Below are 18,944 nucleotides of genomic sequence, written 5' to 3' on the forward strand. Positions count from 1 at the left end.
TTCCGCGATGCCGGACCCTTCTGACAACAAGCGGATCAATGAACGATGACTGACCAGACGATTTCCGCGTCCGCCCGGGCGCGCCCCGGCACCCCTGTCAATTCCCCCGCCCGGGTGCTGCTGGCCAGCCTGATCGGCACGACGATCGAGTTCTTCGACTTCTACGTCTATGCCACGGCCGCCGTGCTGGTCTTTCCGACCCTGTTCTTTCCGGCCTCGGATGCGACCACCGCGCTGCTGGCCTCGTTTGCGACCTTTTCCATCGCCTTCTTCGCGCGGCCCTTCGGCGCGGTCGTCTTCGGCCATTTCGGCGACCGCATCGGGCGCAAGGCCACGCTGGTCGCGGCGCTGCTGACCATGGGGATTTCCACCGTCATCATCGGCCTTCTGCCGACCTATGCCCAGATCGGCGTCGCCGCCCCCGCGCTGCTGGCGCTGTGCCGGTTCGGCCAGGGCTTCGGCCTTGGCGGCGAATGGGGCGGGGCGGTCCTGCTGGCGACCGAGAACGCGCCCGAAGGCAAGCGCAGCTGGTATGGCATGTTCCCCCAGCTTGGCGCGCCGGTCGGGCTGTTCCTGTCCTCGGGCTTTTTCTGGGTGCTCTTGCACTTCATGTCCCAGGACGACCTCTTGGCCTGGGGCTGGCGGCTGCCCTTCCTGGCCTCGATCATCCTGATCGTCCTGGGCCTGTGGGTCCGCCTGTCGATCACCGAGACCCCCGAATTCGCCGAAGCGGTGAAAAAGGAGGAACGCGTCTCGGTCCCCGTGGTGGAACTGTTCCGCAACCACAAGCGCAGCCTGTTCCTGGGCACCTTCGTGGCGCTGGTGACATTCGTGCTGTTCTACATCTGCTCGGCCTGGCTGCTTTCGTACAACGTCAAGGTGCGCCAGATCGCCTTCATGGACGCGCTTCTGATGCAGATCTATGGCTCGGTCATCTTCGGCATCGCGATCCCGCTGGCGGGCAAGATCGCCGATGCGGTCGGGCGGCGGCCCTTCCTGATCGTGGTCACGGTGCTGATCGGCGGGTTTTCCTTCTTCCTGGCGCCGCTGATGGGCGGGGGCGAGGGCGGGCTTTACCTGTTCGTGACGGTGGGCATGTTCCTGATGGGCCTGACCTATGGCGTGATCGGCGCCGCACTGGCCGCGCCCTTTCCGACGCGGGTGCGCTATACCGGGTCGTCGATCACCTTCAACTTCGCGGGGATCTTCGGGGCCTCGCTGGCCCCCTATGCCGCGACCTGGTTGCAGCAGAATTACGGCCTGACCCATGTGGGCTATTACATGGGCGCGGCCGCGGTGATCACGCTGCTTTGCATCCTCGCCTCAGGCCGGGACGAGGTCTGATTGCGGACGGGACAGGCAGGCGGCTTGCGCGTGCGGCAGGCGGTGACGGTGCTGGTGGGCGTCATCGGCGTCGGGCTGTTCTGGCTGCTTGACCTGCCGCTGCCCTTCCTGTTCGGGCCGATGATGGCGTCCCTGGCCGCGGCCCTGTGGGGCGTGCGGCTGATGGGGCTTGGCCCGGTCTCGGTCGCGGCGCGGTCGGTGCTGGGGGTGGCCATCGGCGCATCCGTGACGCCCGCGCTGGTGGCCAAGCTGCCCTCGATGCTGGCCTCGGTCGCGATCATCCCGTTCTATGTCGCGGCCATCGGCCTGGTGGGCGTGCCCTTCTTCCGCCGCTTTTGCGGCTTCGACCTGGTGACGGCGTTTTATGCCGCGATGCCCGGCGGGGCGGCCGACATGACCATCTTCGGGGCCGAGGCGGGGGCGAATGTGCGCCAAGTCTCGCTGGTCCATGTCACGCGGCTGCTGGTCATCATGGTGGTGGGGCCCATGGTGCTGGTGGGCGTCTATGGCGTGGAACTGACCCATCCCGTGGGCCAGCCCGCAACCGACATTCCCCTGTCCGAATTGCTGGTCATGGCCGCCGCCGCCATTGCCGGCTGGAAGGGGGCCGAGCGCGCGGGCCTGTTCGGCGCGGCGATCCTGGGGCCGCTGATCGTCGCGGCGGTCCTGTCGCTGGCGGGCGTGCTGCACATGCGCCCGCCGCGAGAGGCGCTGCTGGCCGCGCAGTTCCTGATCGGCATCGGCATCGGCGTCAGCTACGTGGGCGTGACCCTGCGCGAGCTGCGCGAAACCGTCGCGGGCGGGGCGGTCTTCGTGCTGATCCTGGCGGTGCTGGCGGGCGCGGTGACAGAGTTCGTGACCCTGACCGGCCTCGCCCCGCCGGTCGAGGGGTTCCTGGCCTTCATGCCCGGCGGCCAGGCCGAGATGTCGATGCTGGCGCTGATCGCGGGGGCCGATCTCAGCTTCGTTGTGGTCCACCACATCACCCGCATCATCATCGTGCTGACCGGCGCGCCGATCCTGTTCCGGCTGCTCCGGCGGCGGCGTGGCTGAACGCCTGACTGGCAAAGGCCATCGCCTTTGCCACGTCGCGCCCTCTCCTCCAGAACCGCCGGGCCTTCAAGGCCCGGCCAGCGCCCGCCCCCACCCCAGGCGGGCGCTTCACGCCCCCCTCGGGTCGGGCGCCGGCCTGATGTGGTCGCAGGGCTGCACCGTCTCTGATGGCACCGCTGCGCAAAGGGCGGGGGAAACGCGATGCGTTTCCTGATCCCGCCCGGCAAACGGGGGGTGGGGTTCCACCCCGCCAAACCCTCAGGCCAGCGTCTGCCGCAGCACCGCGATCAGGTCGTGGAACCTGTCCCCCTGCACGATCACATGATCGCGCAAGGCCCGCGCCGCCGCCTCGCCGTCGCCCGCCTCGATGGCCGCGACGATGGCGTCATGTTCGGTGAAGGACCGCCCGATGCGGTTTCGGACCTGCAACTGCATCCGCCGGTAGGGTTGCAGCATCGCGTGCAGCCGCGCGGCCTCTTGCGTCAGGAAGACGTTGTGCGTGGCGCGGTAGATGCAGTGGTGAAAATCGGAATTGCGGTGGTAATAGGCCTCGACCTCGCCCGCCTGGGCCAACCTGCGGCAGTCGTCATGCACCTGCCGCAACGCGGCCAGTTCCCCCTCGCTGATCCGCCGGGCGGCGAGGCGGCCGCAACTGGCCTCGACCTCGGCCATGACCTCGAAGCGTTCGGCCAGTTCGGCGGGCGACCATTGCGTGACGAAGGTGCCGCGCTTGGGCATGACGCGCACCAAGCCCGAGGCTTCCAGTTGCTGGAATGCCTCTCGGATGGGGGTGCGGGAACAGTCGAACTCGCGCTCCAGCGCCTCGGGGTCCAGGCGCGTGCCGGGCAGGAAGCGGCCCGCGACGATGGCGTCTTCCAGGGCGCGGCGGATGCGCAGGGTGTTCGGAACGCTGGACAAGGCTGATCCTCCTTGCGGGGCATCCTAGCGGAAGCCCGAAGAAACATCCATCACTGCTTATGTTATATACATCATATCCAGCGCGGCGTATAACGATCCTGGGAGGAGGATTCGTGTGGAGGCGGATCCGACGCCGTTCATGCAAGCGGAGGGGACCGCATGACACCACATCTGATATCCATCTATGCCCTGGCCGCGATGTTCGTGATCGCGACCATCTGGCCCATCAACATGGGCGTCCTGGCCTTTGTCGGGGCCTTCCTGGTGGGCACGCTGCTGGCCGGGCAGGCGACCAAGGACATCATCGCGGGCTTTCCGGGCGGGCTGTTCCTGACGCTGGTCGGCATCACCTGGCTGTTCGCGCTGGCCCAGAACAACGGCACCATCGACTGGCTGGTGCGCATGGCCGTGCGCGCGGTCAAGGGCCGCATCGGCGCGATCCCCTGGATCATGTTCGGGATTTCCGCCCTGCTGACCGCCGTGGGCGCCGTCAGCCCCGGCGCGGTCGCCATTGTCGCGCCCATCGCCCTGGGATTCGCCTTCCGCTATCATATCAGCCCGCTGCTGATGGGCCTGATGGTGGTCCATGGCGCGCAGGCCGGGGGATTTTCGCCCATCAGCATCTATGGCGGCATCACCAACGGCGTCGTGCAGGACGCCGGGCTGCCCTTGTCGGCGCTGACCACCTTTGCGGCCAGTTTCCTGGTGAACGCGGCGGTGGCGGCGATCCTGTTCATGGTCCTGGGCGGGCGGACGCTGATGGCCGCGCGCGACACGGTGGAACCCGTCCGCGTCCCGCATGTGGACATCGCCCGCGCCGCCACCGGCCCGCAGATCTTCGGCGACAGCGAGGCCGAGGCGCTGAGCCGCCGCATCGGCGCCGAAGCGGGCGGCGATTCCAACCGCCTCGTGGCCGAGGTCGAGGAGGGCAACCAGCCCGACGGCACGCCCTATCAGGTCTTCACGCTGGCCGGGCTGGTCCTGCTGGCGGTGCTGGTGCTGGCCTTCAACCTGGACATCGGCTTTGTCGCGCTGACCATCGGCCTGGCGCTGGCCTTGTGGAACCCCACCATGCAGAAACGCGCCATGGCCCAGGTCGCCTGGCCGGAGATCATGCTGATCACGGGCGTCAGCACCTATGTCGCGGTGCTGCAAGACATGGGCACCATCGACTTCGTGGGGGATTCGGTGGCGGGCATGGCCTCGCCCATGCTGGCGGCCTTGATGCTGTTCTTCATCGGCGCGGTGGTGTCGGCATTCGCCTCGTCCACCGCCGTGCTGGGGTCGCTGATCCCGCTGGCGGTGCCCTTCCTGCAAGGGGAAAGCGGCGTGGGGGCCATCGGCTTCATCGCGGGCATGGCGGTCGCGTCCACCATCGTCGATGTCAGCCCGTTTTCCACCAACGGCGCGCTGGTGCTGGCCAATGCCCATGGCATTGACCGGCAGGCCTTCTTCCGCAAGCTGCTGAGCTATGGCGCGATCGTGACCGTGGTCGCGCCCGTGGTGCTGTGGCTGATCTTCGTCGTGCTGCCGGGCTGATCCGGCGGCGCCCTTTCACAGGAGACACGCGTGACCAGGACCGTGCAGACCCCCCGCCCAAGCCGCTTTGGCGACCTGTTCGACATGCTGACCGACCGCGGCCGCGCCCTGCTGCGCTGGCGCGACGGGGCGGGGCAGGTGACGGCACCCCCCGGCCTGCCCGAAATGGGCGAGCTGCTGTTGTCGCGCCGGGGCGAGGCGTCCGGCGTGGCCTTGGCCCGCGCCTTGGTCATGGCCTTCGAGGACGCGGACGAGGGCAAGCGGCTGGAGTTCCTGGCGATGCTTGCCGACCGCTTCGGCCCCGATCCCAAGGCGGTGGGCAAGGCGTTGGCAGTCATCCAGGCGGACCCCGGTTCCGTCGAGGCCGTCGAGGCGCTGCACACCGCCGCCGAACCCCGCCGCCAGGAACTGTTCCGCCGCCTGAACCTGGCCCCCGGCGGGACGGCGGCGCTGGTCCGGATGCGAGAGGAATTGCTGCGCCACCTCAAGGACAACCCGTCCCTGCGCCGGGTGGACAGCGATTTCGCGCATCTCTTCGCGTCCTGGTTCAACCGGGGCTTCCTGGTGCTGCGCCATATCGACTGGAACACCCCCGCCGCCATCCTGGAAAAGATCATCCGCTACGAGGCCGTCCATGCCATCCAGAACTGGGATGACCTGCGCAACCGCCTGCAACCGACCGACCGGCGCTGCTATGGCTTCTTCCACCCGCAACTGGTCGATGAACCCCTGATCTTTGTCGAGGTCGCGCTGACCAAGGCTATCCCCGACACCGTGGCGCCGCTGCTGGATCTGGACCGCACCCCCATCGACGCCCACCAGGCCAGCACGGCGGTCTTCTATTCCATCTCGAACACGCAGCGGGGGCTGGCGGGCGTGTCCTTCGGCAATTTCCTCATCAAGCAGGTGGTCGAGGAACTGAAGGCCGAACTGCCCAATATCCAGACCTTCGTCACCCTGTCCCCGGTGCCGGGCTTCGCCGCCTGGCTGGCGAAGGCCCGTGAAGGGGGCGACCTGCTGGACGACGACCTGCGCGCGGCCTTGACCCCCCTGGACCAGCCCGGCTGGCATGTGGACCCGGATGCCGCGCAGGCGCTGCGCGAGCCGCTGTTGGCCGCCGCCGCGATCTATTTCCTGCGCGCCCGCGACGCCAAGGGCCGCGCCGTCGATCCCGTCGCCCGCTTCCACCTGGGCAACGGGGCCTGCCTGGAGCGGCTGAACTTCGCGGGCGATGTGTCGTCCAACGGGTTGAAGCAGTCGCACGGGCTGATGGTCAATTACCTGTATGACCTGAACCGGATCGAGGCGAACCACGAGGCCTTCGCCGAACGCACCGAGATCGCCGCATCCGACGCCGTGCGCCGCCACCTGCCCCCCGAGCAAACCTCCACGAAGGAAAAGCCATGACCGCCAACCTGTTCGATATCCTGCAATCGGGCATCACCGACGCGCAAGCCGCCGCCATCGAGACGCCCAAGGGCGAGCGGATCAGCTATGCAGACCTGATCGCGCGGACGGGCCGCATGGCCAATGCGCTTGTGTCCTTGGGCGTTGCGCCCGGCGACCGGGTGGCCGCGCAGGTGGAAAAATCGGTCGAGGCGATCATCCTTTATCTGGCGGCCGTGCGCGCGGGCGCGGTCTTCCTGCCGCTGAACACCGGCTATACGCCCGCCGAGATCGACTATTTCATCGGCGACGCGACGCCCGCCGTCTTTGTCTGCGATCCCGCGCGGGCCGATGCGCTGAAAGACGCCGCAGACCGGGCAGGCGCGAAGATCGTCACGCTGGACGCAGGCGGGCAGGGCAGCCTGACGGATGCCGCCGCCGATGCCTCGCCCGATTTCGCGACCGTCCCGCGTGAGGCGGACGACCTGGCGGCGCTGCTTTACACCTCGGGGACGACGGGGCGGTCCAAGGGCGCGATGCTGACTCACGGCAACCTCGTGTCGAACACCGACGCGCTGCGCGAGGCCTGGCGCTATACGGCGGACGACGTGCTGATCCACGCGCTGCCGATCTTTCACACGCATGGCCTGTTCGTGGCGACCAACGTGACGCTGTTTTCCGGCGCGTCGATGATCTTTTTGCCCAAGTTCGACCCCGACCGGATCCTGGGCCTGATGGACCGCGCCACCGTCCTGATGGGCGTGCCCACCTTCTATGTCCGGCTTTTGCAGGACGACCGGCTGGACCGAGACCGGACGGCGCATATGCGGCTGTTCATTTCCGGCAGCGCGCCGCTGCTGGCGGAAACGCATCGGGAATGGCAGGCCCGCACCGGCCACGCGATCCTGGAGCGATACGGGATGACCGAGACGAACATGAACGCCTCGAACCCCTATGACGGCGACCGGATCGCGGGCACCGTGGGGATGCCCCTGCCGGGGGTGGACATCATCGTGACCGATCCCGAAACCGGCGCGGAACTGCCCCGGGATCAGATCGGCATGATCGAGGTGCGCGGCCCCAACGTCTTCAAGGGCTATTGGCAGATGCCGGAAAAGACCGCCGCCGAGTTGCGCGAGAACGGCTTCTTCATCACCGGCGACCTGGGGAAGTTCGACGAACGCGGATACCTGCACATCGTCGGGCGCGGCAAGGATCTGATCATCACCGGCGGCTACAACGTCTATCCCAAGGAGATCGAGTCCGAGATCGACGCCCTTCCCGGCGTGGTCGAATCCGCCGTGATCGGGTTGCCGCACCATGATTTCGGCGAAGGGGTGACGGCGGTCGTGGTGCCCGCCGCGCCGGATGCCCTGTCCGAGGCGGATGTGCTGGCGGCGCTCGACGGGCGGCTGGCGAAGTTCAAGCAGCCAAAGCGCGTGGTCTTCGTGGACGAACTGCCCCGCAACACCATGGGCAAGGTGCAGAAGAACCTGCTGCGCGACCGGTTCGGCAACCTCTACGCGTAGGGTGCGTGCTTGCACGCACCGCTGCCTTGCGGGGGGAAAGGTGCGTGCAAGCACGCACCCTACGGTGTGCGGGCCAGCAGGGCGCGCAGTTGGGACGGGAACAGTTGCAGGATCAGCGTTTCCGTCATGGCCGTCCCGCCGTGATCGACATAGGCGCGCAGGTCGATGGGCGCCGTGCCGGTTTCCGCGAAGGACAGGTCGAACAGCGCCCGCCAGTAATCGGTGCCCATGACCGGATAAACCGCCGTGTTCGACACCTGCGCCTGCCCGGTCGAGACCGACAGGGCCAGCCCGTCCTCTCGGCCAAGGCCCTTCAGGTTCGGCCCGGCAAAATCGCAGACGACCTTGACCACTCCCTTGGGGCGCGGCTGGCCGGGGATGCCGCCCGCGCCGATCCGGGTGGCGGTGAAATGCGCGATGGGGCTGACCGCCGGGTTGTCGCGGACCCAGTCCAGACGATAGGCGAAATCGTGCTGCTGGCCCTTCGCGGTCGGACCGGCGGGCTGCCAGAAGGCCACGATGTTGTCGTGGATCTCGTCATCGGTGCGCAGTTCGGACAGCACCACCGCCCCATCGCCCCAATCGCCCCGGGGCGTGATCCAGGCGCTGGCGCGGCGGTCATAAAACACACCATCGTCCTGATATTGCGCGAAATCGCGTTCCCGCTGCATCAAGCCGAACCCCTTGACCCCGGGCGCGGCGAAGCTGTTCACCATGGTCCCCGGCGGGTTGTTCAGGGGCCGCCAGATGCGTTCGCCATTGCCCGCCAGGATCTCCAGCCCGTCGGAATCATGCACCTCGGGCCGCCAATCCGGGGCGACATGGGGCGTGTTCTTGCCGAACCAGAACATCGAGGTCAGCGGCGCGATCCCCAGGCGTTCCACCGCGTCGCGCAGGAACACCGTGGCGGTGATGTCCTGCGCCACGCCATTGCCGCGCCTTGATTCGATGCGATAGGCGCCGGTCGCGCGCGGGCTGTCCAGAAGCGCATAGGCCGTCAGGTCCCCGTTCTGCGCAGGTTCCAGCCAGAAATGGGTGAACAGCGGGAACTCCTCGGGGCCGTTCGGGATGGCGGTGTCGATGGCCAGCCCGCGCGCCGACAACCCGAACTGCCCGCTATATCCCGAGGTCCGCCAGTAGGACGCGCCCAGGAAAGCCATCCAGTCCACCCCGGTCCGGGCGTCCTGGACGCGAAAGCCCGCGAAGCCCTTGGTGCGCGTCAGCAGGCGGGCGGGGTTGCCCTCGGGGATCTCGAACAGGTCCAGCGAGAAGGGCACCTCGGTCGCCATGCCGTCCTTGACCGTGTGGATCCGCACGGGATTGCGGAAATAAAGGCCGGGGAAAAAGGCCTGCACGGGCGAGATGTTGCCCTGGCCCCGCCACAGGCTGCGGTCGGCGCGGAAGCGGACCTGGTTGTGGCGGTCGTAATCCACTTGGTCGAGGATCTCGGGATCGGCGATCTCGGGGGCGACATGGGGCCGGGCCGCCATGTCGCGGGCCATGTCGCGAAGCCGGTCGAAGGAAAAGGGCTGGCTTTCGCCGCCTGCCGGTTCCTGGGCCCGCGCCAGATGCGGCAGCAGGAAGAACGCCCCGCTGCCCAGGGCGGCTTGCAGGACATGGCGGCGGCTTGGACGATGGGGGGGCATGGGAACTCGGGGGGCCGGGGGTTTGCGCGGCAAGATGTTCGCTTCTGGCGCAAATGCAAGCCCGGGCGCAGCCTTCGGCAATCCGCCGCCGCCTTTTGCCCGGCAGTGTCGCAAGCCTGCATCGTGGCGGCCAGGCCGCAGGTCGGCCTGGCCTGCGGGCCTCACCAGATGAAGTCGTCGCCGTCCAGCTGGCTCAGGCGCGTGTCCTCGATCACCAGGCGGTTGGCACCCGCCTTGATGATGATGTCCGATCCGCTCTGGCTGGCGGCGGCGCGGATGCTGGCAAAGCTGGTGAAGCGCGCAAAGGCCGACAGGTCGATGGCGTCGTCGCCATTCTGGAAATCGGTGATGCGGTCGATGCCGCCGTTGAAGACAAAGCGGTCCGCGCCTTCGCCGCCCGTCAGCCGGTCGTTGCCAAGCCCGCCGTTCAGCACGTCGTCGCCTTCGCCGCCGCGCAGGATGTCGTTGCCCGCGCCCGCCATCATGCGGTCGTTGCCCTCGCCCCCGTCGATGATGTCGCGCCCGCCGCCGGTGACGGCGACATCGTTGCCCTCGCCCAGAACGACGGCGTTGTCGCCCCCGCCCACGCGCACCGTGTCGTTGCCTTCGCCCGCATTGACGCGGTCGTTGCCCCCGCGGGCCCAGATCGCGTCGTTGCCCGACCCGCCCCGGATGACGTTGCTGCCCACCCCGCCTTCCAGCGAGTCGTTGCCTTCGCCGCCGTCGATGGTGTCGTTGCCGCGATTGCCGCGCAGCCGGTCGTCGCCCGACCGGCCAAGGATCAGGTCCGCCGCGCTTGTGCCGCTGTAGCGGTTGTCGCCGTCGTTTCCGCGATAGATCGCCATGTCAGTCTCTCCTGCAAGGGCGGGGATGAAAGGCCGCGCTGCTCCGCCCAAGGCAGCAGCGGCCTGTCCCGGGATCCGGCGATCAGCCTGGACCGGGATCGTAACGCGCGAATGACAAGGTGGTGGCGCCGCGGCCTTGGCGGGGGTGCCGTTTTCGTGCCGCCTGCGCCGGGGGCGCTTTCCCTGGCCGATGCGGGGACCACGACGAAGCAGGCTGGGCCCGGACTGCCTGCCCCGCCTGCCGGGGGCCCTTGGCACCGCACGCGACCCGTGCAATTCCTGCGGGATGAGAGCCCTTGCCTGGATCATGACGGCCTTTCTTGCCACCGGCGCCATGGCGCAGGATCTGCGCGTGGCGGCCTATGACCCCGGGCTGACGCGCAAGGGGCCGGGGCTTTTGCTGCGCGACATCCGCTGGGCCGATCCGCAGGTTCTGGCGGCGGCGCAGGTGATCGCCTCTGCGGCGCCCGACGTGATCGTGCTGACCGGGTTCGACTGGGACGGGGACGGGCTGGCGCTGGCGGCTTTTGCCGGGGTGCTGGAGCAGGCGGGCCACCCCATGCCGCACCGCTTTGCCGCCCGCCCGAACAGCGGGATGCCCACCGGGCTGGACGCGGATGGCGACGGGCGCGCGGGCGGGGCCGACGACGCCCAGGGCTTCGGGCAGTTTTCCGGGCAGAACGGCATGGCGATCCTGTCGCGCCTGCCGCTGGGGGCGGTCACGGACCATTCGGCGGTGCTGTGGCGCGATGTTCCGGGCAACCTGATGCCCCCGCTTGCGCCTGAACTGGCAAAGGTCCAGCGCCTGTCCTCGACCGCGCATTGGGACGTGCCGGTGCTGACCGGCCGGGGGGCGCTGCACCTGCTGGCCTGGTCGGCGACGCCCCCGGTCTTCGACGGCCCCGAGGACCGCAACGGCCGCCGCAACCATGACGAGGCCGCCTTCTGGCTGCACCACCTGCCGGACGCGCCCTTCGTGCTGCTGGGCACTCCGAACCTGGATCTGGTGGATGGCGAGGGGCGGCCCGAGGCCATGGCGGCGCTGCTGGATCTTGCGTCCGATCCGCAGCCCAGGGGGGCGTTCCAGCCGGAACAGACCGGCGTCAATGCCGCGCATCGGGGCGACCCGGCGCTGGACACGGGCGCCTTCGATCCCGCCGGGCCCGGCAACCTGCGCGTGGACTATGTGCTGCCCGCCAAGGGACTGCGCGTCACCGGCAGCGGCGTGATCTGGCCCGCGCCGGGCGATCCGCTGGCCGCGGCGGTCGAGGCCGCCTCGGATCACCGGCTGGTCTGGGTGGATATCGACCTGGGGTCGCCGGCGCGTGACTGACCAAGGCCAGGGCTAGGGCCAAGGCCTTCGCCGCGCATGACCCCTGCCGTCCGGGCAGGTCCGGGGCGAGGCGTTGCCGACGATCCTCACGCCATGCGCAAGGATAGTGGGGTAAAAAGCCCCCCACGGCGCAGTCGGGATCCCGGCAGGTGGGACAGGCGGATCGGACAACCTCTGCGCTGGATGGCTGGTGCCGCCGTTTTCGCCAGACCGTTGAGTCGCGGTAACGGCTTCAACGGCGGGCGGTGCCTGCCGACGCCACAATCACAGTGGTGGGGTAGAACCCTACCCTGCGCTGCAAGCGGGATCCTTGGGCACGGGACAGGGCGAAGCGGTTACCCGTGCGCGCGATGGCTGGAGGCCTAGCTTTTGCCGGACTGCCGATCCCGCGATAACGGCTTCCAAGGCGGTGCCTGTCAGTGCCAAGACTGCAATGGTGAAGTGGAACCCCGCTCTATGCAGGATCGCCCGTAGGGCGGGGTTCCCCCCATCACCGGCGGACTTCCCGAAGGCTGGCCTTTCAATAGCGTGGCGCCTTTTCGTCCGCGCGGCGGAGCGCCGACAGGTTCAGCAGCACCTCGGCCCGGCCGAATTCGCGGGCGGCGTCGCGGCGGGCGATGTCAAAGCGCGGCAGCATCCGCGCGACCTCGGACTCGGCCTGGCGCAACTCTCGCGCGCTGCGGCCGGCCTGGGCATTGGCGATGCGCGCCTCGGCCACCGACAGGGGCGCGGCGCTGCGGTAGCTTTGGTCCAGCGCGGTGCGCATCGCGTCCGCCTTGATGCGGGCCTGGGTCATGTGCAGGCTGAAGGCGGCAAAGCGTTTCAGTTCCCGTTCCGCCTTGATGCGGGCGATGCGTTCCAGCTGCGCCAGCTTGTCGCTTTCCTTTGTCATGTTGCTTTCACCATCCGGCCCTCGCCTTTTCGCGCATCTTTTCGGCAAAGCGGATCGCGGCGGCGACGGCGGCGAACTGCTCTCGGCGGATTTCCTGGCCGATCTCGACCGTGGCATGGATGGCGCGGGCGCTTGGGGGGTCGGGGAAGATCGGCACGCGGTGTTCCCGGGCGCGCTCGCGGATCCGGGCCGCGACCTCGTCCGTGCCCTTGGCCAGGCACACCGGCGCGCGCCCGCTGCCGCGCTTCCATTGCAGGGCCACGGCGTAATGGGTGGGGTTCACGATCACCACGTCGGCCTTGGCGACATCGGCCAGCATCTGCTTGGTGGCGATGTCCACCGCGCGCTGGCGGCGGGCGGCCTTGAAATGCGGATCGCCTTCCGAGTCCTTGTATTCGTCCTCCATCTCCTTGCGGGTCATGCGGTTCCTGCGGCGGTGGTCGAACCATTGCCAGCCCATGTCCAGCCCCGCGAACAGGACCGAGATCGCCAGCGCCAGGGCCAGCACCCGGCCCAGCAGCACGCCCAGGTCGGCGATCCAGCGGTCCCCCGCCAGCGGGCTTGCCGCCAGATGCCCCAGAAGGGCGCGGAACAAGAACCAGCCCCCCACGCCCACAAGCGCCACCTTGCCCAGCGAGATGGCGAAGTTCACCAGCCCCGACTTGCCGAATTTCTGCGCGGCGGTCTTCATCGGGTTGATCCGGTTCAGGTCGAACGCCAGCTTCTGCGGCGCAAAGACCAGCCCGCGCCCGCCGATCAGCGCCACCAGGATCACCAGCGCGGGCACCGCCGCCAGCGCCAGCACCGCCCATCCCGCATATTGGCCCAGGGCCGCGGCGATCGCGCCGGTGGTGCCCGGCGTCCAGCCCTCGGCCCCAAGCGCGCGCGTGGCCATCGACAGCCAGGCCCGGACCGCCAGGCCCCCGCCCACCGCGAAGGCCAGCCAGGCGCCCCCATACATGGCGGCGACGTTCAGTTCGGCGGACCGGGGAATGTCGCCCTTTTCGCGCGCCTTGCGCAGCTTCTGGTCCGAGGCCTCGAAAGGCTTGTCGTCGTTCTCCTCGCTCATGGCGCCCCCGGCAGCATGTAGCCCAGGATCGCGTCGGCCCAGATCATGATCAGCACCGGCGCCAGCAGGGCAAGCGCCGCCAGCGCCAGCATGATCGCGGCGGGCGAGCCGATGAAGATCACGGGCAGCGCGGGCATGACGCGGTTGATGACGCCCGACAGGGCCTGGAACATGAAGCCCCCCAGCGTGAAGGGCGCGGCCAGCAGCATCGCGATCCAGAAGCTGCGGGCGGCCAGGCGGATCGCCTCGGTCGCCAGGCCGTCCGCGTCGGGCCAGCCGCCGGGGGGCCAGATCGCGAAACTGTCGGCCATCAGCTGCACCAGCATCACCGGCAGGCCAAGCGCCATCAGCGCGGCCAGCCCCGCCAGATGGAGCATGTTGCCGATGGGATGGGGCGCGGCCTCGTTCTGGCCGCCGACCAGTTGCGACAGCGAGGCCGTGGCCGCGATGGCCGAGGTGGCGATGTCCAGCGACAGCGCCAGCAGCCGCAGGCCCATCCCGGCGGCCAGCCCGATCAGCGTTTCGCCCGCCGCCTGGGCCAGCGTCCCCAGCGGAGCGTCCGGTGCGGCGGCGGGCGGGACCAGCCCCGCCAGCATCGGCGTCACGGCCATGGCGGCGGCGGCGCGGACGCGGACCGGGATCACCCGTTCGCCCAGGCCGGGTAGGACAAGCACCAGGGCCTGCACGCGCAGATAGACCAGCACCCAGGTCCAGTCGAACCCTGGCAGCAACTGGGAAAGCTGGTCCCACATCACCCGACCTCGACCGTGCCGACAAGGCGCAGCTCGGCGCCGGGGTCGATCTCCTCCAGCCCCAGGACCGGCATGGCGATGCCGTTCGATCCCAGGACCGCGCGCAGCATCCGCCGCCGGTGATCGGGAACGACCAGCACGGTCTGCAAGGCAGGCTCGGCCGCGGCCATGGCGCGGCGCACGGCGTCCAGCAGCTTGCGCGACAAGGCGGGCGTCATCGCGCCGCCGCCCGCGCGGCCGGTCTCGGCATCGGCGCGGACGAATTCGGCCTCCCACCCCGGATGCAGCTGCAAGGCCGAGATGGCGCCCGCAGGATCGCTGTATTGCTGGGTGATCTGGCCGCGCAGGCGCTTGCGCACCAGCTCATAGACCGTTTCCACCGAATCGATGCTGCGGAACTCGGCCATGGCATCGACGATCAGCGGCAGGTTGCGGATCGAGACCTTTTCGTCCAGCAGCGCGCGCAGCACCGCCAGCAGCATCTCGGCCGAGACCTTGTCGGGGATCATGCCGTCGAAGTAACGGCGGTTGCGTTCGGCCCGCGCGCTGTCGGACAGGGTCTTCAGCTCCTCGATCTGACGCTGCATGGCGCCAAGGGTCAGCAGGGACGACAGGTTGGCCTTCACGACCTCCATCAGGTGGGTGGACAGGACCTCCATGGGGGTGACGACGGTGGCGCCCTGGGTCGCGGCGTCGTCCTGGGCGTTTCGGTCGATCCAGCGCGCAGGGCTGAGATAGACGGGTTCGCGCACCGCATCGCCGGAAAGGCCCTGCAACACGGCATCGGGGCCAAGCGCCAGGATCGCGCCCGGCCGCAGGCTGCCCCGGCCGCGCACCACGCCGTGGATGCGGATCTGGTAGTCGCCGGGATGCAGCTCGTCCGTGTCGGTGATGCGCACGTCGGGCAGGATCAGGCCATAGGCGCGGGCGATGTGGATGCGCAGGTTGGTGATCCGGCTGCCGAGGCCGCGCGCCTGGTCCAGCGCGATCAGCACCAGGTCGGTGCCGATCTCGACGCTGATCTCGTCGGTGTCCAGCACGTCGCCGATGCGGGCGGCGGGGCGCGGCGCGGCGGCATCGGGCTTGACCTCGGGCAGGGCGGGGGCGACAGCGCCCTTGCGGTAAAGCCGCCAGCCGCCAAAGGCCAGGGCGCCCGCGATGGCCAGGAACAGCAGGCGCGGCATCCCCGGCACGAAGGACATCAGCAGCATCGCGGCGGCGACCACGGCGGCGGGCTGCCAGCCCCGGATCAGCTGGCTGGAAAGAAGCCGCGCGGTGGTGTCGGTCGCGCCGCCCCGCGACAGCAGAAGCGCCGCCGCCATCGAGGTGATGACGGCGGGGATCTGGCCCACCAGCCCGTCGCCGATGGTCAGGTGGGAATAGGTGGCCATCGCCTCGCCCACGGGCATTCCGTGCGCCACGATGCCGATGCCGAGGCCCACCAGCAGGTTCACCAGCGTGATGACGATGCCCGCCACCGCGTCGCCCTTGACGAACTTGGATGCCCCGTCCAGCGAGCCGAAGAAGTTGATCTCCTGCTGGTCGCGCAGGCGGCGGGTCTTAGCTTCCTGGTGGTCGATGGCGCCCGCGTTCAGGTCCGCGTCGATGGCCAGCTGCTTGCCGGGCAGCGAATCCAGCGCAAAGCGCGCCGCGACCTCGGCCATGCGGCCCGAGCCCTTGGTGATGACCACGAAGTTCACGATCGAGATCACCGCGAAGACCGTCAGCCCCACCATCAGCGATCCGCCCGCGACGAAGCTGGCAAAGCCGTTGATGATGTGGCCCGCCGCGTCCGTGCCGGTGTGGCCCTGGGTCAGGATCAGCCGCGTGGACGACACGTTCAGCGACAGCCGGATCACCAACGTGACCAGCAGCAGCATCGGAAAGGCCTGGAAATCCGTCGGCCGGTCCACCAGCGAGGCCATGACCAGGATCAGCGTGGCCGCCGCGATGGACAGCGCAAAGCCGAAATCGAGGAGCGCGGGCGGCAGGGGAAGGACCATCGACATGACGATCAGCACCAGCCCCCCCGTGACCAGCACCGAGGCGTCAGGCGACTTCAGCCGGAAGGCGGCAACGGCGCTCATTCGTCACCTGCGGGGGCGGGTGCGGGGGCCAGGATGTCGGACAGCGCCCAAGGGTCCGCCGTCAGCAGCCCGGCCCGGCGCAGGAAGACCAGGGCCTGCAGCCGCGCCTCGGGCGGCATCCGCATCAGGCGGACGCGATAGTCGGGGGGCAGGGGCTCGCCCTCCAGCAGCCAGCCCGTCGCCTCGTCGGCCAGGGCCGTGGCCTCGGGCAGCAGGGCCGGATCGGCCGCCGCCGCGCCAGAAAGTCCCATCACCATCACCAGCGCCCCGATCATCACGCGGCCTTCTTGAGGTCGCGCAGCGCGGCTTCCAGCGTGTCGAAGCTGGGGCGGACATGGTCGGGCACCGCCTGGCGGCCGACCTCGACGCACAGGTTGGTGGCGTGCTGGTGAAGGCCCGCGATCAGCACCGACTTGATCACGTCGAAAAAGGCCAGGTCCTGCTTGATGACGCCGCCAAGGCGGCCGGCCAGGGGCGCCACGAAGCCATAGGCCAGGAACACGCCCAGGAAGGTGCCGACCAGGGCGCCGCCGATCATGCCGCCCAGGACGGCGGGGGGCTGGTCGATGGCGCTCATGGTCTTGATGACGCCTAGGACGGCGGCGACGATGCCAAGCGCGGGCAGGGCGTCGGCCATGTTCTGCAAGGCATGGGGGACGTGCATCGCATCCTCGCGCAGGCCGGCCAGGCGGCGGGCCAGGATCTCCTCGACCTGGTAGGGATCGTCATAGTTCAGGCTGGCCGAGCGCAGCGTGTCCGCGATCAGCGAGACGACCTCGTGATCGGCCAGAAGCCGGGGATAGGCGGTGAAGATCGGCGATTCGGTGGGGTTCTCGATGTGCTGTTCCAGGGCCACGGGGTTTTCCCGCGCGATCTTGAGCAGCTGGAACATCAGGCACAGCACGTCCTGATGATCGGATTCCGTCCATTTCGGCCCTTTGAACGCCTGGAGGATCCCCTTGGGCGTATGCTTCAGGGTGTGGCTGTCATTGGTCAGCAGATAGGATCCGATGGCCGCGCCGCCGATCATCATCATCTCGAAGGGCAGCGAATGGGTGATCACCCCCATCTTGCCCCCGGCGAGGATATAGCCGCCAAAGACCATCGCAAAGGTCACGACGATGCCAACGATGCCGAACATGGGCTTTCTCCTTCAGTCGGTGGGGGCGCTGCGCGCGCCCATCTGGGCGGTCAGCAGCGCGGCCTGGCGCGGCTCGACCGCCGCGATGATGCGGGCGCCGGTTTCCGGCTGGACGCGCATCAGGATCTCGGCCGCGAAATCGGGAGGCAGGTTAGTCAGGACGGCGGCGGCCTCGGCGGGCTTCATCTGGTCATAAACGGCGATCAGGCGGTCGATATCCTCGCGCACGGCTTGCGAGGCGGTGTCGCGGCGCGACTGGATGCCGGATTTCTGCTGGCGGAGTTCGGTGGCGCGGGCGCGCAATGCGGCCTCGGCGGTGGCAAGCTCGGCCTTGCGGGTGTCCAGCGCCTCCATGTAGCGTTCGATCCGCAGGGCGCGGTCGCGCAATTCGGTCGCCAGCGCCACCGCCTCGGGGACATCGGTGCAGCCTTGCAGCAGGTCGTCTGAGCTGGCCGAGGCCGCGAAGAACCGCGCCAGATCCCCGCCCTGCCAGAGCGCCGCGCCCGCGGGCAGCGCAAAGGCCAGCGTCAGCATCATCAGCGGCTTACGCATCGGCGGCCACCACGCGCTTGCGCAGCCGGCGCAGGGGGATGACGGGGGCGGGGGTAGCGGGCGCCGCTTGGGCCTGGGTGATCTTCTGGCGCAGATCCCACAGCGCGCGTTCCTTGCGGGCGGCGGCGATCTCTCGCGACAGGGCCTCGCCGGCCTCGGTGGCCTCGGCCCGGGCGCTGCGGATGGCGCTTTCCAGGCGGTCGACCTCGGCCGCCATCACGGCGATGGCGCCGCCCAGGCCGGTTTCCAGGTCATTGAGCCGCCGCAGCCTGCGCGACAGGATCAGGCAAAAGGTGCCCAGTCCCAGCGATGCCGCCAGAAGCGCGGCTTGAAAGGCGTGTTCCAGGGTCATTTGAAGCGAAACTCCGTGATCAGCAAATCCTTGAGGGCCTCGTTGCCCAGCACATAGCGGGACCGTGTCACCAGTTCGGCCCGGATGATCTCCAACACGCCGCGCTTGTCATAGGCGGCGGGGTCGATGCCCGACAGGAAGGCGGTAAAGGCGTCCTGCACGCGCGGCATCAGATGCGCGACTTGGGCCTTGTGGGCGCTGTCGGTCTCGATGCTGGCGGCCAGGATCAGGCTTTGGCCCGAGCCGCCGGGGATGGTCAGCTCGATCACCGGGACGGCGACAAAGACGGTCGCCGGGACGGCCGGGGCTTCCTCCCTGGGGGCCAGCAGCGCGGCGGGCGACCACAGCCCCAGATAGGTCGAGGCAAAGCCCCCCCCCGCCAGCACCACGGCGGCCAGGATCGGGATCAGCTTCTTCTTGCCCGACGCCTTTGCGGGCGGGTCGGTGTCCAGGTTGGCGGTCGCATCGGTCATGGTGATTCTCCGTCGTGACAAGACGGAATTAGC

18 protein-coding genes are annotated in these 18,944 nt (G+C 69.0%); 6 read left to right on the plus strand and 12 right to left on the minus strand.

The window, feature by feature from the left end; all coding sequences use genetic code 11:
* The first annotated feature begins 45 nt into the window (after positions 1-45).
* Together JX613_RS03170 and JX613_RS03175 are read left to right on the plus strand one after the other, a co-directional pair.
* A complete protein-coding gene (locus tag JX613_RS03170) occupies positions 46-1,344 on the plus strand; it encodes an MFS transporter (protein WP_207100004.1) in 1,299 nt (432 codons plus the stop codon).
* 30 nt (positions 1,345-1,374) lie between these two features.
* Entirely contained in the window at positions 1,375-2,397 is a 1,023-nt protein-coding gene (locus tag JX613_RS03175) for an AbrB family transcriptional regulator (protein ID WP_336512261.1), read from the plus strand.
* 258 nt (positions 2,398-2,655) lie between these two features.
* Here the strand turns inward: JX613_RS03175 and JX613_RS03180 are convergent, their stop codons facing one another.
* Positions 2,656-3,315 carry a GntR family transcriptional regulator gene (locus JX613_RS03180; RefSeq protein WP_207100005.1) on the minus strand — a complete coding sequence of 220 codons (660 nt, stop codon included), beginning with the start codon at positions 3,313-3,315 and terminating at the stop codon, positions 2,656-2,658.
* 159 nt (positions 3,316-3,474) lie between these two features.
* On the opposite strand from JX613_RS03180, the gene JX613_RS03185 reads away from it, so the two are divergent.
* The 3 genes from JX613_RS03185 to JX613_RS03195 are packed head-to-tail and all read left to right on the plus strand — an operon-like array spanning position 3,475 to position 7,769.
* Positions 3,475-4,854 carry an SLC13 family permease gene (locus JX613_RS03185; protein ID WP_207100006.1) on the plus strand — a complete coding sequence of 460 codons (1,380 nt, stop codon included), beginning with the start codon at positions 3,475-3,477 and terminating at the stop codon, positions 4,852-4,854.
* A gap of 30 nt (positions 4,855-4,884) precedes the next feature.
* Entirely contained in the window at positions 4,885-6,261 is a 1,377-nt protein-coding gene (locus JX613_RS03190; RefSeq protein WP_207100007.1) for a malonyl-CoA decarboxylase domain-containing protein, read from the plus strand.
* Positions 6,258-7,769: a malonate--CoA ligase gene (locus JX613_RS03195; RefSeq protein WP_207100008.1), complete on the plus strand. Its 1,512-nt coding sequence runs from the start codon at positions 6,258-6,260 to the stop codon at positions 7,767-7,769. Before JX613_RS03190 ends, JX613_RS03195 begins: the two co-directional genes overlap by 4 nt.
* 59 nt (positions 7,770-7,828) lie before the next feature.
* Here JX613_RS03195 and JX613_RS03200 read toward each other — a convergent pair whose 3' ends face one another.
* Positions 7,829-9,415, minus strand: a complete 1,587-nt coding sequence (locus tag JX613_RS03200) for an OpgD/OpgG family glucan biosynthesis protein (protein ID WP_207100009.1) — start codon at positions 9,413-9,415, stop codon at positions 7,829-7,831.
* 161 nt (positions 9,416-9,576) lie between these two features.
* Positions 9,577-10,260: a calcium-binding protein gene (locus JX613_RS03205; RefSeq protein WP_207100010.1), complete on the minus strand. Its 684-nt coding sequence runs from the start codon at positions 10,258-10,260 to the stop codon at positions 9,577-9,579.
* Positions 10,261-10,594: 334 nt separating this feature from the next.
* Between JX613_RS03205 and JX613_RS03210 the strand changes: the two genes are divergently transcribed.
* Positions 10,595-11,593 (plus strand): endonuclease/exonuclease/phosphatase family protein, encoded by a 999-nt coding sequence (locus JX613_RS03210; protein WP_237168331.1) that lies wholly within the window; start codon positions 10,595-10,597, stop codon positions 11,591-11,593.
* A gap of 520 nt (positions 11,594-12,113) precedes the next feature.
* On the opposite strand, the gene JX613_RS03215 is transcribed toward JX613_RS03210, so the two are convergent.
* Genes JX613_RS03215 through JX613_RS03255 form a run of 9 tightly spaced genes read right to left on the minus strand, consistent with a single transcriptional unit; the run spans position 12,114 to position 18,911 of the window.
* Positions 12,114-12,485 carry a hypothetical protein gene (locus tag JX613_RS03215; RefSeq protein ID WP_207100012.1) on the minus strand — a complete coding sequence of 124 codons (372 nt, stop codon included), beginning with the start codon at positions 12,483-12,485 and terminating at the stop codon, positions 12,114-12,116.
* A 7-nt stretch (positions 12,486-12,492) separates the two neighbouring features.
* Entirely contained in the window at positions 12,493-13,554 is a 1,062-nt protein-coding gene (gene flhB / locus JX613_RS03220; protein ID WP_207100013.1) for a flagellar type III secretion system protein FlhB, read from the minus strand.
* Positions 13,551-14,306 carry a flagellar biosynthetic protein FliR gene (locus tag JX613_RS03225; protein ID WP_207100014.1) on the minus strand — a complete coding sequence of 252 codons (756 nt, stop codon included), beginning with the start codon at positions 14,304-14,306 and terminating at the stop codon, positions 13,551-13,553. The genes flhB and JX613_RS03225 overlap by 4 nt, the downstream gene beginning before the upstream one ends.
* Positions 14,306-16,393 carry a flagellar biosynthesis protein FlhA gene (locus tag JX613_RS03230; RefSeq protein WP_207100015.1) on the minus strand — a complete coding sequence of 696 codons (2,088 nt, stop codon included), beginning with the start codon at positions 16,391-16,393 and terminating at the stop codon, positions 14,306-14,308. The genes JX613_RS03225 and JX613_RS03230 overlap by 1 nt, the downstream gene beginning before the upstream one ends.
* Positions 16,390-16,668, minus strand: a complete 279-nt coding sequence (locus JX613_RS03235; RefSeq protein ID WP_237168317.1) for a hypothetical protein — start codon at positions 16,666-16,668, stop codon at positions 16,390-16,392. Before JX613_RS03235 ends, JX613_RS03230 begins: the two co-directional genes overlap by 4 nt.
* Positions 16,668-17,534: a flagellar motor stator protein MotA gene (gene motA / locus JX613_RS03240; RefSeq protein ID WP_207100016.1), complete on the minus strand. Its 867-nt coding sequence runs from the start codon at positions 17,532-17,534 to the stop codon at positions 16,668-16,670. The genes JX613_RS03235 and motA overlap by 1 nt, the downstream gene beginning before the upstream one ends.
* Before the next feature lie 12 nt (positions 17,535-17,546).
* Positions 17,547-18,086 carry a MotE family protein gene (locus JX613_RS03245; protein ID WP_207100017.1) on the minus strand — a complete coding sequence of 180 codons (540 nt, stop codon included), beginning with the start codon at positions 18,084-18,086 and terminating at the stop codon, positions 17,547-17,549.
* Positions 18,079-18,438, minus strand: a complete 360-nt coding sequence (locus JX613_RS03250) for a hypothetical protein (protein WP_207100018.1) — start codon at positions 18,436-18,438, stop codon at positions 18,079-18,081. The genes JX613_RS03245 and JX613_RS03250 overlap by 8 nt, the downstream gene beginning before the upstream one ends.
* The gene (locus JX613_RS03255; protein ID WP_207100019.1) at positions 18,435-18,911 is read right to left on the minus strand and encodes a flagellar basal body-associated FliL family protein; all 477 of its coding nucleotides are present in this window, start codon (positions 18,909-18,911) and stop codon (positions 18,435-18,437) included. The genes JX613_RS03250 and JX613_RS03255 overlap by 4 nt, the downstream gene beginning before the upstream one ends.
* Positions 18,912-18,944 lie beyond the last annotated feature (33 nt).

Source organism: Paracoccus shandongensis (genome assembly GCF_017315735.1).
In the GTDB taxonomy this organism is placed as follows: domain Bacteria; phylum Pseudomonadota; class Alphaproteobacteria; order Rhodobacterales; family Rhodobacteraceae; genus Paracoccus; species Paracoccus shandongensis.

Bases quoted from the DNA above. Each gene is read 5' to 3' on its own strand.
- JX613_RS03170 (WP_207100004.1), top strand. From the start codon at position 46: ATGACTGACCAGACGATTTCCGCGTCCGCCCGGGCGCGCCCCGGCACC.
- JX613_RS03185 (WP_207100006.1), top strand. From the start codon at position 3,475: ATGACACCACATCTGATATCCATCTATGCCCTGGCCGCGATGTTCGTG.
- JX613_RS03195 (WP_207100008.1), top strand. From the start codon at position 6,258: ATGACCGCCAACCTGTTCGATATCCTGCAATCGGGCATCACCGACGCG.
- JX613_RS03200 (WP_207100009.1), bottom strand. From the start codon at position 9,415: ATGCCCCCCCATCGTCCAAGCCGCCGCCATGTCCTGCAAGCCGCCCTG.
- JX613_RS03205 (WP_207100010.1), bottom strand. From the start codon at position 10,260: ATGGCGATCTATCGCGGAAACGACGGCGACAACCGCTACAGCGGCACA.
- JX613_RS03210 (WP_237168331.1), top strand. From the start codon at position 10,595: ATGGCGCAGGATCTGCGCGTGGCGGCCTATGACCCCGGGCTGACGCGC.
- JX613_RS03215 (WP_207100012.1), bottom strand. From the start codon at position 12,485: ATGACAAAGGAAAGCGACAAGCTGGCGCAGCTGGAACGCATCGCCCGC.
- flhB (WP_207100013.1), bottom strand. From the start codon at position 13,554: ATGAGCGAGGAGAACGACGACAAGCCTTTCGAGGCCTCGGACCAGAAG.
- JX613_RS03225 (WP_207100014.1), bottom strand. From the start codon at position 14,306: ATGTGGGACCAGCTTTCCCAGTTGCTGCCAGGGTTCGACTGGACCTGG.
- JX613_RS03230 (WP_207100015.1), bottom strand. From the start codon at position 16,393: ATGAGCGCCGTTGCCGCCTTCCGGCTGAAGTCGCCTGACGCCTCGGTG.
- JX613_RS03235 (WP_237168317.1), bottom strand. From the start codon at position 16,668: ATGATCGGGGCGCTGGTGATGGTGATGGGACTTTCTGGCGCGGCGGCG.
- motA (WP_207100016.1), bottom strand. From the start codon at position 17,534: ATGTTCGGCATCGTTGGCATCGTCGTGACCTTTGCGATGGTCTTTGGC.
- JX613_RS03245 (WP_207100017.1), bottom strand. From the start codon at position 18,086: ATGCGTAAGCCGCTGATGATGCTGACGCTGGCCTTTGCGCTGCCCGCG.
- JX613_RS03250 (WP_207100018.1), bottom strand. From the start codon at position 18,438: ATGACCCTGGAACACGCCTTTCAAGCCGCGCTTCTGGCGGCATCGCTG.
- JX613_RS03255 (WP_207100019.1), bottom strand. From the start codon at position 18,911: ATGACCGATGCGACCGCCAACCTGGACACCGACCCGCCCGCAAAGGCG.